Source organism: Synechococcus sp. 65AY6A5 (genome assembly GCF_002760415.1).
Classification (GTDB): domain Bacteria; phylum Cyanobacteriota; class Cyanobacteriia; order Thermostichales; family Thermostichaceae; genus Thermostichus.
The window spans coordinates 1,703,161-1,717,724 of the sequence record NZ_AXUW01000001.1 but is presented as its reverse complement, the minus strand read 5'-3'; the positions used below and the strand labels follow the sequence as shown (position 1 = coordinate 1,717,724).

Sequence of the window (14,564 nt, the reverse complement as noted above, 5' to 3'; positions counted from 1 at the left end):
AATATCCACAAGAGTCGGGAAGTTGAGGAATTGATTAGGGGGACAGGAGCACGAATCCTATACCTGCCTGTGTATGCGCCGGAGTTGAATCCCATTGAGATGATGTGGTCGGTGTTGAAGCATTTTATTCGGCAGCTTTGCAGAATTGGGAAGTATAGCATGGAGCAGATAGTGAAGACTTCTTTACTACTGATCAATCCATCCTCCTTCCGAAGTTGGTTTGCTAAGTGCTGCTATTGTACCCCTTGAGTCCTTAACAGGCTGTATCTGGCCAATCCAGTTGCCCAAACCAAATGGGTAGATGGCTACATTGTGGAGAAAGTGGGGCAAACCTTAGGGCATGCAAAGATCCAAACCCGACTTCTCTTCCGTTGGCTCGGTTATGTTGAATGTCAGCCATTGGGGGGTATGGTTTTGGTGAAGGCTCCCGGCCAAACCAAAGGCAGAGTCAGAAGACCTGATGCTGCCTACTCATCTCCAGATTTAATCCAGCAATTTGGAGAGGATATTGCCACGCTGCTGCAGAGCTATCCTCTGGTTGAGGAGATCTTCTCTCCAACCGACTGTGGAGAAGATATTTTCCTAAAAGCCCAAGAGTATCTCAGCTCCGATGTACTGGAAGTCTGGCTGATTTTTCCCAGAAGCAAATACGTTTTTATCCAAACTCAAGATGGCCATCTTTGGCCAGCTGAACAGGACACTGACAAGAGCTAGGTTGTATTACCTGGCTTGGAGATCCAAGTTGCCGCTCTTCTCAGCTAAGGGATCCAAAATGCGAGAGAATTGGGCGTTTAATAGGGATCCCAACTCATGGTGACCGCGATGGAGTCGGAAAAAGCTGTCATCAAAACCCTATGTCCCTATTGCGGTGTGGGATGTGGATTGGAGGCGGTTTCGACAGCCTCAGGTGACTGGAAAATGAGAGGCGACCGGGAGCATCCTTCCAGCTTGGGGATGGTCTGTGTAAAGGGGGCTACGGTTCTGGAGGCAGTTGGTCGAGATCGGCTGCTCTCTCCCCTGTTTCGGGAGAGCTTGGATCAGCCCTTTCGCCGCATTTCTTGGGATCAAGCTTTTGAGGAGATGGTTTCTCGGCTGCGCCGCCTCAAAGACAACCCCCACTCCATAGCCATGTATGGATCGGGGCAGTTGCTCACTGAAGACTATTACGTTGCTCAAAAGCTCATTAAGGGCTGCCTGGGCACCAATAATTTTGACACCAACTCGCGCCTGTGCATGTCCTCAGCCGTCTCGGCCTACACCCAATCCCTGGGATCCGATGGCCCCCCCTGCTGCTACGAGGATCTCGATCTCTGCAATCTGGCTTTTCTGGTGGGCACCAACACAGCAGAGTGCCATCCCATTCTTTTTAATCGCCTGAAGAAGCGGCACAAGCCCGGATCCCCCCTCAAAATGGTGGTCGTGGATCCCCGGCGCACTCAGACAGCAGAAGCTGCCGATCTCCACTTAAAAATTTGTCCTGGAACCGATATCGATCTTTTCAATGGGATTGCCCATTTGTTGTTAAAGTGGGGATCCATTGCTGCTGATTTTATCGAGGGCTTCACCCAAGGTTTTGCCGAATATGCAGCTTTGCTGGCCGATTATGAACCGCAGATTGTGGCCCAGCGCTGCGGAATTGCCACCGAGGATTTGATCGAAGCAGCCAAGCTTTGGCAGGGATCCCAAAGGGTTCTCTCCCTTTGGTCGATGGGCCTAAACCAGTCCAGCGAGGGCACCGCCAAGATCACCAGCCTAATCAATCTCCATCTTCTAACTGGGCAAATTGGCCGACCGGGGACGGGCCCCTTTTCCTTGACCGGCCAGCCCAATGCCATGGGCGGTCGAGAGGCAGGGGGGTTATCTCATCTGCTGCCGGGATATCGGCTGGTGAGCCAGCCCCAGCATCGGGCAGAGGTGGAGCAGGCTTGGGGTTTGCCCAGCGGTTCCCTCTCTCCCTGCCCAGGGCTGAGGGCCACCGAGATGATTGCCGCTCTGGAGACGGGATCCCTGCAGTTCTTTTGGATTGTGGCCACTAATCCTTTGGTGAGCTTTCCGGATCTGGAACGGGTCAAAAAAGCCCTGAAAAAGTCTCCCTTTACTGTTTATCAAGAGGCTTATTACCCTACGGAAACGGCAGAATATGCCCATTTGCTTTTGCCTGCCTGTCAGTGGAGCGAGAAAACCGGGGTGATGACCAACTCCGAGCGCAGGGTTACCCTTTGTCAAGCCTTTCGAGACCCCCCTGGCGAAGCCCGACCCGATTGGGAGATCTTTGCTGAAGTGGGGCGCAGGTTGGGCTTTGAAGCGCAATTTTCCTTCCAAACCGCGGCAGAGGTTTATGCAGAATTTGCCGCCCTTACCGCAAATCGCCTCTGCGATCACTCCGGCCTCAGCCATGCCCTTTTGGCAGAACAAGGCCCTCAGCAATGGCCTTATCCCAAAGAAAGAACCTCGGCCCCTAAGTCCACTCGCCTCTACACAGATTGGCGTTTCCCGACCCCCAATGGCCGCGCCCGCTTTATCCCCCACCATTCCCGTGGCCTAGCAGAGCCGCCGGATCCCCAGTTTCCCTACATATTAACCACGGGCAGGCTTTACGGCCATTGGCACACCCAAACCCGCACCGGCAGGATTGAAAAAATCAAGCACATGCACCCCCAACCCTTTATTGAAATCCATCCTCGCGATGCGGAAAAACTGGGCATCCAAGATGGAGATTGGGTTCAAGTGCGTTCTGCCCGCGGACGGGCCTATTTCCCGGCCAAGATAACTGCCAACATTGCTCCCGGTACGCTATTTGTACCCATGCACTGGGGATCCCTCTGGGCAGAACAAGCCGAGTGTAATGCCCTTACCCATGACATCAGTTGTCCCGATTCCGGCCAGCCGGAATTAAAAGCCTGTGCCGTTGCTCTTGAGAAAGCCGACCCACCGCTCAAGCAATCCCCTCAACTCTAGATTTGGTTCCTAATCGAGGTTCCCATGACTCTGTTTCAGTTTGAGCAAGATTTTGCCGACTCTCTGCGATGCATCCCCATGACCTTGCGCCTAAAGCTGGATTTGTGCGGGATCAAGCTCAAGCTCCATCAATGGGCCAAGTTTTCCTTAGAAGAGCGGCGGAAGTGTGTTGATTGGCCCTCTGAATCTCCACAGGATCTAGAAGAACTCCGCAACCATCTGCGCCATTTGGTTCGCTCCATCTGCCACGAAGAGGCGCAAGAGATTCCCATTGATCCCCAGCCTGAATGGCAAAATCCCAACCAGATCCCAATGGCTGTCCAACAAAAAGCTCAAGACCTGGGGATCCGGCTTGCCCTCGATTTCTGGAGAAACTTGCACGATATCCAGAGATTTGCCTTGCTGAAGTTGAGCCGATCCCATCACGAAAATAAAAATTTCTTGCCCGCTCTGCGAGAGTTTGGCCTGAAGATGGCGAGGGATGGTGATTGCAGTTACTGTAAACTACCCGGCTCCGACCGCTAAGCGGTACGGAGCGGGCTTTCAGTAGCCCTGAGCCTGTTCTGCTCTACCAGAGAACAAAACAAGCCCGAACCTCTAGGCTGGTTTACGACAGCCCCCAAGAGCGCAATCACATTCGCACCATTCAAATCCGCATCCCCTTCCCATCCACAGTGCCCACACTTGAACGACTTGCCACTGCGATAGGATTGCGCAGGGTCGGGATGGATGTGCAAACACCGGTGGCAGGTCTGCGACGTGTAGGCAGGCGGCACAAGAATCAAGGGAACCCCTGCAACCCTCGCCTTGTACTCCAGAAACTGACGTAGTTGGTAGAACGCCCAACTGTTAGCCCTACGCCTTTCGGTTTTGCTGCGTGGCTGTTGATTGACTCTTTCCCGGATCCCTGTCAGGTCCTCCAGGGCGATAGCGCTGTTGGTAGCTTTTGCCCTAGAGACAATAGCTTTGGAGATGCGATGATTGACCCACACTTGAAAGCGTCTCTCCTTGCCAGACAGCCGTTGCAGCAGTTGACGGCATCTGCGCCGCGAACTGCGTGTGCCCTTACTGGCTTTACGTTGGAGTACCGCCCTCAACCGGGAGTAGTGGTCTCGGACTCTGTTCAACTGCTGTCCATTCCAGTTGTCCCCCTCTGACGTATGGGCAATATCTGTCCTTCCCAAGTCCACCCCGATCACCTTGTCGGTATCTTGTTGCTTGGGTGGTTTTTTCTCTACGCAAATCTGGATGTAGTAGGAGCCATCCTTCCGCTGGAATAGGGTGGCCGATTTGGGGTTAGAGCCAGCCAGCATTCCCCTCTGGTAGTTGCCAATGGCTAGCTCAAAGCGTTCTCTTCCATCAACCGTGGCAAGCGACACTGTCCAGTCTTTCTCGCGAAACGAGAAGATACGTGCATCGTAGGTAACGAACCTACGCTTGAACTCTTTAACTGGACGGTTGCGCTGTCTCGCCACTTTGCGAGCGCCTGCCACCCGTCTGCAGACCTGCTGGGCCAGATTACTGGACAAGCCGAACCGGGCTCGAATCTCGTAGTAGCAAAGGGATTGCAGTTTGACCGCGTTGACGATCTTCTCCGGCGTGTTCTGGTTGACCCAGTTCAAGGCTTGGCCAAAAGCCTCCATCGTCGCGTCCAATTTGGCGGCTTGCGACTGGGACGCCTTGAGCTTACAGGAGACGGTCAGGACTTGGCTCATAAGTTCATTGTACTTCATCAAAGCGCATTCCTCCCGGCACTGACCCTACGGGTACAGTGCGGGGCTCCTGCGATTTCTAGCTGAATCTATTTGAGAGAGATAGTCTCCTCTGCCATGCGCTGCCACAGGCGACCACCCCCAACCTCTTTTCCACCAGGGGAGAGGAGAGCGAGGAAATCCCTGCCCCAAGGGATCCAGGTCTGCGACTGCAACGGCTCAAGTGAGCTGATGCGGGATCCCTCTCGACAGGGGAGGCTCGGCCTTGGCAATATCCGTGCCTAGTCAAAGCAGAGGGCTATTGTTAAGGAATCTAAAGTAAAGTTGAGCTTTTGATATCACTGTTGCCGTCTTGTTACCGAAAGCGCTATCGTCTAAGCATCAAAGCTTTTTTCAAAGCTGCTTTATGGGCCCTGGAGGAGCGACCCCTCTGGGGCTTCTTCCATCCGGCTGCAGCTGAGAGGGCAAGGGATGGCTTTATGGGGTAGGGATCACTCCTCGGCGGACGGCAGGCCCCAGGGCGTGGCTGCCGATGTCAGAACGATAGTAGGCCTTGGGAAACTGCACTTGCTCCACAGCTGCGTAGGCTTGGCGCAGGGCCTCGGATAGGGTTGCCCCTTGGCCGGTAAGACAGAGAACGCGCCCGCCATCGCTCAGGAGCTGCTTGCCTGCCTGGCGGGTACCCGCATGAAACACCAACGCCCCCGTGGTGGCAGCTGCATCCAAGCCGGAGATGGGGATCCCTCGCTCGTAGGCATCGGGATAGCCTGGGGCTGCCATCACCACGCAGGCGGCATAGCCGGGTTTCCATTTGAGCTGGATTTGGGCCAGCCGTCCTTCTATACAGGCCAGCAGCACCTCGTCCAAAGGGTTTTCCAGCAAGGGCAGGATGACCTGAGCTTCGGGATCCCCAAAGCGGCAGTTGTACTCCAACACGTAGGGATCCCCACTGGGCGTGATCATCAAACCGGCATAGATCACCCCCTGGTAGCGGATGCCCCGCCGTTGCAAAGCCTCCAGGGTGGGATCCAGGATCTGGGTTTGGATGCGGGCCAACCCTTCTGGAGTGACCAGGTGATCCGCAGGGGCATGAGCTCCCATGCCGCCGGTGTTGGGGCCAGTATCGCCCTCGCCAAGGCGCTTGTAGTCCTGGGCAGGTGGCAGCGGCACACAGATCTGGCCATCGGTTAGAGCCAAAACCGACACCTCCTGGCCGGGGATAAACTCCTCGATCAGCACCTGATCGCCCGGCTTGGCCAGGGCTGCTTCCAGGGCTTGCACGGCTTCTTCCCGGTTTTGGGCAACGGTTACCCCCTTGCCGGCAGCCAGTCCGTCTTTTTTGATGACCACTGGGAAACTCTGGGAGTCGAGATAGGCCACAGCGGCAGATAGCTCAGCAAAGCCGGTAGCGCGAGCAGTCGGGATCCCCGCCTCTTGCATCAATTGCTTAGCCCAGAGTTTGCTTCCTTCCAGTTGGGCAGCGGCGCGGCTAGGCCCGAAAATGGGCAACCCTGCTGCCTGGAAGGCGTCCACGATCCCCTGCACCAAGGGCAGCTCTGGCCCTACCACCGTCAGGCGGATCCCTTGTACGGTAGCAAACCGCACCAGGCCTTCAATGTCGGTAGCCGCCAAAGCCACGGATTGACAGCGGGGCATCTGCTGCATGCCGCCGTTGCCGGGGGCACAGTAGACCCGAGTAACCTGGGGAGACTGCAACAGCTTCCAGGCCAGGGCGTGTTCTCGTCCCCCCGATCCGATGACCAGAGCCTGCATAGTGTGTTATTCCACCGTTTCTAAACCCAGCTTGCCTGTCTCCCGAACATCCCCCATTAGACCATGTTCTTGCCCCGTTTCTAGGGTGTTGGCACACTGTGGACGGCGAGAGAACGGCCCCGCCAGGTCCAGTTGCGGCCGGTGGTGGTGCGGATGGCCGAAGCCAAGATGATGGCCGCTGTCGCCCAACCCCCCACTGCCGTTAGCCACCAGTAGCGCAGGGGCAGATGCGCCCAATGCCGGAGCAAGAGCCGGATGGCCAATTGGGCCAGGATCCCTGCCAAGCTGGCCAACAGCACCTCCAGGGATCCCGTAGCCCCAGCCAGGATCACCCCCAACCAGGGCAAGCTGCAGATCCCCAAGACCGTGACCATTGCCAACACGGCCAAGGCCCAGTTGCGCTCCAGGCCCAGGAACCAGTTTTTCGTCCACCCTTCCCAGAGGGCGGCCCCATTGGCGTACATGCGGCTGCGCACCCGCGGCCCCCCCAGGCAGATCTGCAGGCCGAGGCCGGCCGCTTTGATGCGCTGTCCCAGCGCCACATCCTCGATGACCACCTCGGCCACGCCGGCGTGTCCGCCCACTTGCTCGTAGGCGGAGCGGCGAAACAGCATGAACGGCCCGAAGGCAAAGGCCTTGGGACGCTTGGGATCATTCACGGCGGCAAAGTCGTAGCCTGCCGCCAAGATGACCATCATGATGGGCTGCACCAGCCACTCGGCCAGGCAGCCGCACACCAACTGCGGCCCCACGCTTACCAGGCCGCTGCCGCTTGCCAGCAAATGTCCTAAGGCGGCTTCGATGGCTCCACTTTCCAGCCGCACGTCGCAGTCGAGAAAGAGCAGGTAGTCGGGGGGATCAGGCTGGGCGGCTAGGGCGGCAACGGCTTGGGCACAGGCCCAGTTTTTGCCCACCCAGGTCTGGCCTTGGGGGCGGGGATCCCCTTTGAGCAGGTGCAGCCGCGGATCCTGTCGCTTGGCGGCCAGTCCCTGGGCCAGCTCCCAGGTGGCATCGGTGGAGTCGTCGTCCACCAGCCACACTTGCAAGGGGGCGGCGGTGCTGTCCAGGATGCTGCTCAGGCAGCCCACCACGTTCTCCGCTTCGTTGTAGGCGGGCACGATCACCGCCAGCCGCTCCATGGCCGCTGCCACTGCTGCCGCTTGCTCCGGCGAGGGATCCCTCAGCCAGGGGGAGGCCCGCAGCGCCCGCCACAGCCGCAGCGCCACCAACGCAATGGCCAGGGCCGTCGGCGCCAACACCCCCGCCAGGATCTCCGGGATCCCCACGCTTGCTTCCCTCGCTTAGATACGAACGGCTTTGCCCATGCCCTGGCCCTAGGATCTCCCAATCCTCTAAGCAGACAGCGCCCCTTCTACGATATCGCTGTAGGGGCGGGGAAAGATCAGCCAAACCTGGCTTTGCGTTTCCACCAAAGCCCGCACCAGCGGCGAGAGCTGGGCAATTTCTGCGTAGCCGTCTTCGGTTTTGAGCTGGATCCCTTGGTCGTAAAAGCTGTAGCCCTGGACGTGGGCGGAGCGGATTCCCAGATAGCTTTCTGGATCCAAGCCATCTCGCTGCATCTTCTGGCTTAGAGTTGCCACCAGCTCTTGGCGTCGCTCGGCTGGCAAGCGGGTGAGGTTGCGGGCTTTGAACAGATCCCGCTCCAGGTAGCGCCGCGCCAGATCCGCCAAGATGGGATCCTTCCCCACCATAGCCCAAAAGCGGAAAGGGTAGCTGAACATCACATCGTCAGCGGCCAGGTAGAGGGGCAAAGGCAGCTCGAAGGGATCCCCCTTTTGCGCCGCCAGCGCGGCCCAGCACCAGGCGCTCAGGATGGGATCCAACTCGATCTCCCCCTTTTGCAAAAGGATCTGGGCCCGCTTGAAGAGGCGATCCAAAATGAAGCGGGCGCAGAGGCTCTTGGGGTGCTGGTAGACCTGGGTGTACATGAAGTAGCGCACCACCAGGTAATGTTCGATGGCTCCCAGGCCTTTGCGGGCGGGAATGGAGAGGGATCCCGTCTCCGGGTCGTAGTCCAACACCGTGAGGATGCGATCCAGATCCAGGTGGCCGTATTGGGCGCCGGTGAGCAGGCTGTCGCGCATGAGGTAATCAAAACGGTCGCAGTCCAGTTGGCTGGCAATGAGCTGCCCCACCAGCGGCAGGGGGAAGCGTTTCTGCCACACCTGCTCCAGTTGAGCGGGCAGTTGCGGGTCGAACTCCGCCAGAAGAGTCGCCACCTGGGGATCCTCGCGTACAATGCGGGCCGTCCAGACCTCATGGCGGCAGCCAAAAATCTCCTCCCCTGCATGGCTAAAAGGAGGGTGCCCAATGTCGTGCAGCAGGGCGGCAACCAGGGTAACGGCGCGGTAGGGGCGCAGCTCCGGGTAGCGGCGGGCCAACTTGTCGAGCAGCCGCCGCGTAACCTGCAGCACCCCCACCGAGTGGGTAAAGCGGGATCCCTCGGCCCCGTGGAAGGTCAAAAAAGCGGTGTCCAACTGGCGGATGCGGCGCAGGCGTTGGAAGGCCGGTGTGTCGATGAGGCGAATCAGCAGCGCCTCAACCGGATCCCCGCCATCCAGGCTGATGGCGCCGTGCAGGGGATCGTGGTAGGTGCGGGACTTGCAAAAGCGCAGCGCCATACTCCCACCATACTCGCCGATTGGCCGATCTTTGGTTAGCCTGTCTGGGGGGCTTCCCGCCCCGCCCGACCCCTGCCCAGTCTTTCCAAAGCTACCCCCTTGCACCTGCTTTCTTTGCCGACAGATGCAAGCGTCCAGATACCGAAAAAACCGACCTCCAGACCCTCAGACGGCTGGGCTGCTCCTCCTCTCAATCCTAATTTTGCTGCTCGGATCAGGGCTAGCCGCCTGTTCTGCCGCTTCGAAATCCCCTCTGCCTGCTGTGCCCGGCCCACCCGCCCTCACCCGCTACGTTGCCCTGGGAGCCAGCGATGCCGTCGGCTTCAACGCCTCCATCTCCTGCGATGGCCCGGCCAACGCGGCCGGCACCCGTCCGCAGCGCTCAGAACCCCTGGACTGCCCCAATGGAACGGGGTATGTCCCTCGCCTGGCCCGCCTGCTGCCCGGCCCGGTGGAGCTCATCAACTTGGGCCGCTCGGGAGCGGTGCTCAGCCCGGCCATGCAAGCCCTGCGGGAAGGGATCCCGGCCAACCTGCTCCAGGATCAAGTGCCGCGCATCCCTCCCAATGCTGACCTAATCACCATCTGGGTGGGCGGCAACAACACCAACGCCATTGTTTTTGCCGCCGCCCAACGGGCCCTGCAGGGGGAGGATCCCTTAGCCTTTATTGAACGCCAGATCCAACAGTTTGCCGCCGACTACCAAACTCTGCTCCAGGCGGTGCGGGCTCGCGCCCCCCAAGCTCGCCTAGCAGTGGCCAACCTGCCCAACTTTGCCCTGATTCCCCTAGGCCAGCAGCAGCCCAGCGGCCTGCGGCAACTTTTGGCTCTAGTCTCCGTCAGCCTTAGCCAACGGGCCATCAACCCCCTGAGCCAACAGGGGATCCCCGTAGTGGACTTGCTCTGCGATCCCCGCTCCTACCGCCGCGAGTCTTTCTTCCCTGGCCCGCTGGCGGATGGCTTTCACCCCAACGACCGGGGCTACGCCGACCTGGCCGAGGCCTTCCTGAGAGCCCTGCAGCAGCCCGTTCCGCCCCAAAACCGCTGCCCGCCCTTTAGCGACGTGGGATCCCTTTCTCCCGAAGCGTTGGCCGCCCTTGGCAAGGCAGAGCTCTCTTCCAGCAGCTTTCCGGCAGCAGAGCTCAACCCCCCCGGCCCAGGGAAGAAGGAGGAGACCTGAGCGCCAGCCACCGGGTCTTACGAAGCCGCCACCGCCGCCGAGGAGCGCCGCCGCCGCCCCAGGGCTATCCGTTCCTGTTCTGTCTTCGTCTCCCCTGTGGGCAGAGCAGTTACAGGTACAGACTCCTCCTCAGGCGATTGCACAAAAACCAGCACCGTCGGCTTGCCGGGCAACTGTTCCCGCACAAAGCGGCGCACCACCCGCTCCACTTCTGCCTTGAGGCCGGCCCAGTCAATATCCAGCCTGCCCCGCTCCAGCGAGCGGGCAAAGCGCGGCCAAGCTTGCTTGAGGGTGTCCTCCAGCAGGGGTTTCAGGTCGGATCCCTTGAGAGAGGTGCCCTCGCCTGCTAGGCCCAAGCTTTGCACCTGCGGCGTGCAGAGCAACTGGCCCCTGCCATCCAAGCTGATCACCACCGTCAGCATGCCATCTTTGGCCATCTGCTGGCGCTCTTGCAGCATCTCGTCCATCACCACCCCATCGTGGGAAGCGGCGATCATCTGCAGGCCAGAAGGCACTTTGTCTACAATGGCAATGCGCTCCTGGTTCACCTCCACCACATCGCCGTTGCCGATGATCACGATGTTTTCCCGCGGGATCCCCATGCTCATCGCCGTTTCGGCGTGCTTGACGAGCATGCGGTACTCCCCGTGGGTAGGAACAAAGAACTTGGGGCGCGTGAGGGCGATCATCAGCTTTTGGTCTTCCTGACAGCCGTGGCCGGAGACGTGTAGCCCCTTGTCCTTGCCGTAGATGACATCGGCTCCCAGCTCCATCAGCTTGTCGATGACCCGCGTTACTGCGAGCGTGTTGCCGGGAATGGGGTTGGCCGACCAAATCACCGTGTCTCCTGGCTTGATCTGCAACTGCGGATGCTCGCCGTTGGCAATGCGGGTCAGAGCAGCCAGCGGCTCGCCTTGGGATCCCGTGGTGAGGATGATCACTTTGTCGTCCGGCAGGCTGTTGATGACATGCATCGGCTGCAGCGTCTCGTCCTTGCAGCGGATGTAGCCCAGGCGCCGCGCGTGAGCCACCACGTTCAACATCGAGCGCCCCAGCAAAGACACCACCCGGCCCTGCTGCTCAGCAATCTGCAACACCAAGTTGAGGCGATGTACCGAAGAAGCGAAGGTAGTGATGATCACCCGTCCCTTGGCTCCCGCAATCGCCTTGGTAAGGCCTGGCACTACCGAGGCTTCGGAAGGAGTAAACCCGGGCACCTCGGCGTTGGTGGAGTCGCTAATCAGACACAGCACCCCCTTTTCCCCGTGCTCGGCCAGCCGCTGCAGGTCGAAGCGCTCCCCATCCACCGGTGTGTGGTCGATCTTGAAGTCGCCCGTCTGGATGACAACACCCACCGGCGTGTGCAGAGCCACCGTGAAGCTGTCGGGAAAAGAGTGGGTATTGCGGATGAATTCGGCAAAAAAGTTCTTGCTCAGGGGCACGATATCTCGCGGCCCGACCGGGCGCAATTCTGTGCGGTTCAACAGCCCCACCTCGCGCAGCTTGTCCTCCAGCAGCGCCAGCGCCAAACGCGGGCCATAGATAACCGGAATGTCGAATTCTCGTAGGTGATACGGGATCCCGCCAATGTGATCTTCGTGGCCGTGGGTAACTACCATCCCCCGCACCTTGTCCCGGTTTTGCTTGATGTAGGTCATGTCCGGCAGCACGATGTTGATGCCGTGCATGCTCTCATCGGGAAAAGCCAAACCGGCATCCAGCAGGATGATGTCATCCTCGTAGCGGAAGGCCCAGGTGTTTTTGCCGATCTCCCGCTCGCCTCCTAGCGGGATCATCTGCAGAGAGGAAGTGGGCTTAGCTGCCGAAGCCGCAGGACGGGAAGCGATCGAAGTACGTGGTGTTGGCATACTAGCTTTAGATCCTCAACAGTGACAGTCAAACAACAGACGAAAACTGGTATAGACAAATCCCAGCAAACTTACCCGCAAGGTCATAGGTAAAAGGCGGATTCCGCTGTTGCAATTTACCTCTTTCCCAGTTGGGAAAAAGCAAAAATTAGAAGGAAAACTGTCTTAATCACAGCTCAAACGCCACAGAAGACCCCCTAACCCTTAAAAAACTCTCGTCATGGTAAAGGTAAAACCTAAGAAAATAATCGAATCATGAAGCCTTCGCCGTCCTTCGTTCGGATCCCTGCGCTTCAGCCAGGAGGCCCATTTCTTGCAGCACTTGCCGTAAAACCTGTAAAGAACCGCCCTGGAGAGGCACCAGCGGAGGGCGCACCTGCCCCACTAGCCAACCCTGCATCTCTAGCGCTGCTTTGATCGGAACAGGGTTGGTCTCAATAAACAAAGCCTTAAACAGCGGAAACAGACGCAAATGATAAGTCAAGGCTTGGTCGTGTTGTCCCCTGCTGTAGCTTTGAATCAATTCCTGCAGTTGCGGCCCAACTAAGTGGCTAGCTACACTGACCACACCGCTGCCTCCCAAAGATAGGATCGGCAATGTCAGAGAGTCATCTCCTGAGTAGATGCCGAAATGTGAGGGAGTGAGCCGCCGAATTTCCGAGACTGCGTCCATTATACCACTAGCTTCCTTGATGGCGACAATCGTTTCCAACTCCGCCAATTTCGCCACAGTTTCCGGCTGCAGGCTCACCCCCGTCCGACCAGGAATGTTGTAGAGCATGATGGGCAGGTCGCTGGCTTGGGCGATCGCCTTAAAGTGCTGATAGAGGCCAGCTTGGGTGGGTTTGTTGTAGTAGGGCACCACCTGTAAAGAGCCATCCAAGCCCAATTGGGCAGCTTTTTTGGTGGCTTCAATGGCTTCGCGGGTGGAGTTGGATCCCGTCCCGGCGATAACTTTAGCCCGACCGGCCACCGCATCTCGCACCACGCGGAACAGTTCGTACTCCTCTTGCCAGGTTAGGGTGGGAGACTCGCCGGTGGTGCCACAGACCACGAGACCATCGCTGCCATGGGTTACCAAGTAATCGGCCAAACGAGCGGCTTCTTCGTAGTTAAGCTCCCCCTCAGGTGTAAAGGGAGTCACCATTGCCGTCAGCACGCGACCGAAATTCACAGGTTGCCTCTCCCCATCAACCACACCGCTCGCCATCGCCGGTCTGTGACCCCGCAAAATCCAATGCTGCGGGCTAGAGCCTTGATTATCCCCTTATCATAGCCGCCTTTGGGCCAGGGATCCCGTTTGGCCGAGGGGGCTGCTTGCCAAGGCCCGGCTCACCGGTTGCTTCAGACCGGCTAAAAAGGAGATAACCTAGAGAGGGCAGACCGTTTGAACCCAGAATGTACGGCTGCTCACCAACTCTGCCTCCAGTCGTGGGGTCAGCAGCCTTCTTGCTTTCGACCTTTGAGCTTCGAGGATTGCGATGGACGCCCTAGCCGCCCTAAAAGCGCGCATCTCCGCCGACAAGTTCGATCCCAGCCGCTCTTTATCGGAGATGGAGATCCAAGAGCTGGTTGCCTATGCTACGGAAGCCCCCTCTTCCTTCAACATCCAGCATTGGCGGTTTGTTGCCGTCGCCGATCCTGCAGATAAAGAGCGCCTCAAGGCCCTGGCCTACAACCAGCAGAAGGTGGCGGATGCGGCGGTGGTGTTTATCATCTTGGGGGATCTGAAGGGCTATGAGAAGCTGCCTGAGATCGCCCAAAGGGCCGTTGCCGCCGGGATCCTCCCTCCTGAGCGGGCGGAAAGTTGGGTAAGCATGGCCCAAGCCACCTACGCCAACAACCCCACCTTGGCGCGGGACGAGGCGATTCGCTCCGGGGCGCTGGCGGCCATGGCACTGATGATCGCGGCGCAGGCGAAGGGTTTGGTGAGCGGGCCGATGATCGGCTTTGACCCTGAAGGGGTCAAGCGAGAGTTTGGGATTGCCGATCGCTACGTGCCGGTGATGCTGCTGGCGGTGGGCTACCCTGCGCCCGGCAACTTGCCGCGCAAGCCTCGCTTGGGGGTGGATGAAGTTCTGGCCTTTGGGCGAGGGCGGGAGTTTTAGCTAATCCGCCGTTCGCGCTAGCGGGACGTAGTCCTGGAAGCCCCGCTCTGTACCCCCCTATATCCCAGCCCCCCAGTCCCCCCGTATACGGGGGGATATAGGGGGGCGGAGGGATGTAGGGGGGCGGGCCGGCCAGAGTCAGGATGAGAGGCGGGAGCGTTCAACAGGTACAATGCATTCATCATGAGAACCGCTTACCAGTACCGCTTGCGCCCTACTGCTAGCCAAGTCGCCCTGATGGGTGAGTGGCTGGAGCTGCTGCGTAGGCAGTACAACTATCGCCTGGCAGAACGGTTCAACGGGTGGGAGCAGAATCGCTGCAA

General features: G+C 58.9%; 13 protein-coding genes. 7 read left to right on the top strand and 6 right to left on the bottom strand.

Annotated elements, in window-relative coordinates:
* From SYN65AY6A5_RS08200 to SYN65AY6A5_RS08185, 4 genes are all read left to right on the top strand, one after another.
* Nucleotides 1-249 (top strand): transposase (locus SYN65AY6A5_RS08200; RefSeq protein ID WP_206336905.1); only part of this gene is annotated, 249 nt, incomplete at its 5' end.
* A 12-nt stretch (nucleotides 250-261) separates the two neighbouring features.
* The gene (locus tag SYN65AY6A5_RS08195) at nucleotides 262-714 is read left to right on the top strand and encodes a Uma2 family endonuclease (RefSeq protein WP_099884217.1); all 453 of its coding nucleotides are present in this window, start codon (nucleotides 262-264) and stop codon (nucleotides 712-714) included.
* Between the two features lie 108 nt (nucleotides 715-822).
* Nucleotides 823-2,958 carry a nitrate reductase gene (locus SYN65AY6A5_RS08190; RefSeq protein ID WP_099884595.1) on the top strand — a complete coding sequence of 712 codons (2,136 nt, stop codon included), beginning with the start codon at nucleotides 823-825 and terminating at the stop codon, nucleotides 2,956-2,958.
* Between the two features lie 24 nt (nucleotides 2,959-2,982).
* Nucleotides 2,983-3,483 carry a nitrate reductase associated protein gene (locus SYN65AY6A5_RS08185; protein ID WP_011431713.1) on the top strand — a complete coding sequence of 167 codons (501 nt, stop codon included), beginning with the start codon at nucleotides 2,983-2,985 and terminating at the stop codon, nucleotides 3,481-3,483.
* Here SYN65AY6A5_RS08185 and SYN65AY6A5_RS08180 read toward each other — a convergent pair.
* The 4 genes from SYN65AY6A5_RS08180 to SYN65AY6A5_RS08165 form a co-directional block, all read right to left on the bottom strand.
* Nucleotides 3,480-4,673 carry an RNA-guided endonuclease TnpB family protein gene (locus SYN65AY6A5_RS08180; protein ID WP_099813244.1) on the bottom strand — a complete coding sequence of 398 codons (1,194 nt, stop codon included), beginning with the start codon at nucleotides 4,671-4,673 and terminating at the stop codon, nucleotides 3,480-3,482. The two genes, SYN65AY6A5_RS08185 and SYN65AY6A5_RS08180, sit on opposite strands and share 4 nt — an antisense overlap.
* Nucleotides 4,674-5,147: 474 nt before the next feature.
* Nucleotides 5,148-6,443 carry a phosphoribosylamine--glycine ligase gene (purD, locus tag SYN65AY6A5_RS08175; RefSeq protein ID WP_099812403.1) on the bottom strand — a complete coding sequence of 432 codons (1,296 nt, stop codon included), beginning with the start codon at nucleotides 6,441-6,443 and terminating at the stop codon, nucleotides 5,148-5,150.
* A gap of 80 nt (nucleotides 6,444-6,523) precedes the next feature.
* The gene (locus SYN65AY6A5_RS08170; protein WP_240531014.1) at nucleotides 6,524-7,729 is read right to left on the bottom strand and encodes a glycosyltransferase family 2 protein; all 1,206 of its coding nucleotides are present in this window, start codon (nucleotides 7,727-7,729) and stop codon (nucleotides 6,524-6,526) included.
* Between the two features lie 66 nt (nucleotides 7,730-7,795).
* The gene (locus SYN65AY6A5_RS08165) at nucleotides 7,796-9,085 is read right to left on the bottom strand and encodes an HD domain-containing protein (protein ID WP_011429522.1); all 1,290 of its coding nucleotides are present in this window, start codon (nucleotides 9,083-9,085) and stop codon (nucleotides 7,796-7,798) included.
* Between the two features lie 262 nt (nucleotides 9,086-9,347).
* Here SYN65AY6A5_RS08165 and SYN65AY6A5_RS08160 point away from each other — a divergent pair, with 262 nt between their 5' ends.
* Nucleotides 9,348-10,265 carry an SGNH/GDSL hydrolase family protein gene (locus SYN65AY6A5_RS08160; RefSeq protein ID WP_240530495.1) on the top strand — a complete coding sequence of 306 codons (918 nt, stop codon included), beginning with the start codon at nucleotides 9,348-9,350 and terminating at the stop codon, nucleotides 10,263-10,265.
* A gap of 17 nt (nucleotides 10,266-10,282) precedes the next feature.
* On the opposite strand, the gene SYN65AY6A5_RS08155 is transcribed toward SYN65AY6A5_RS08160, so the two are convergent.
* The gene (locus SYN65AY6A5_RS08155; RefSeq protein ID WP_099835632.1) at nucleotides 10,283-12,133 is read right to left on the bottom strand and encodes a ribonuclease J; all 1,851 of its coding nucleotides are present in this window, start codon (nucleotides 12,131-12,133) and stop codon (nucleotides 10,283-10,285) included.
* A gap of 253 nt (nucleotides 12,134-12,386) precedes the next feature.
* Entirely contained in the window at nucleotides 12,387-13,343 is a 957-nt protein-coding gene (gene dapA, locus SYN65AY6A5_RS08150) for a 4-hydroxy-tetrahydrodipicolinate synthase (protein WP_049749712.1), read from the bottom strand.
* 271 nt (nucleotides 13,344-13,614) lie between these two features.
* On the opposite strand from dapA, the gene SYN65AY6A5_RS08145 reads away from it, so the two are divergent.
* Nucleotides 13,615-14,241, top strand: a complete 627-nt coding sequence (locus SYN65AY6A5_RS08145; protein WP_099812400.1) for a nitroreductase family protein — start codon at nucleotides 13,615-13,617, stop codon at nucleotides 14,239-14,241.
* Between the two features lie 183 nt (nucleotides 14,242-14,424).
* Nucleotides 14,425-14,564, top strand: a 140-nt coding sequence (locus tag SYN65AY6A5_RS14695) for a helix-turn-helix domain-containing protein (protein ID WP_168174248.1), incomplete at its 3' end; no start/stop codon positions are given.

Coding starts and splice junctions, on each gene's coding strand:
- SYN65AY6A5_RS08190 (WP_099884595.1), top strand. CDS start 823: ATGGAGTCGGAAAAAGCTGTCATCAAAACCCTATGTCCCTATTGCGGT.
- SYN65AY6A5_RS08185 (WP_011431713.1), top strand. CDS start 2,983: ATGACTCTGTTTCAGTTTGAGCAAGATTTTGCCGACTCTCTGCGATGC.
- SYN65AY6A5_RS08180 (WP_099813244.1), bottom strand. CDS start 4,673: ATGAGCCAAGTCCTGACCGTCTCCTGTAAGCTCAAGGCGTCCCAGTCG.
- purD (WP_099812403.1), bottom strand. CDS start 6,443: ATGCAGGCTCTGGTCATCGGATCGGGGGGACGAGAACACGCCCTGGCC.
- SYN65AY6A5_RS08165 (WP_011429522.1), bottom strand. CDS start 9,085: ATGGCGCTGCGCTTTTGCAAGTCCCGCACCTACCACGATCCCCTGCAC.
- SYN65AY6A5_RS08155 (WP_099835632.1), bottom strand. CDS start 12,133: ATGCCAACACCACGTACTTCGATCGCTTCCCGTCCTGCGGCTTCGGCA.
- dapA (WP_049749712.1), bottom strand. CDS start 13,343: ATGGCGAGCGGTGTGGTTGATGGGGAGAGGCAACCTGTGAATTTCGGT.
- SYN65AY6A5_RS08145 (WP_099812400.1), top strand. CDS start 13,615: ATGGACGCCCTAGCCGCCCTAAAAGCGCGCATCTCCGCCGACAAGTTC.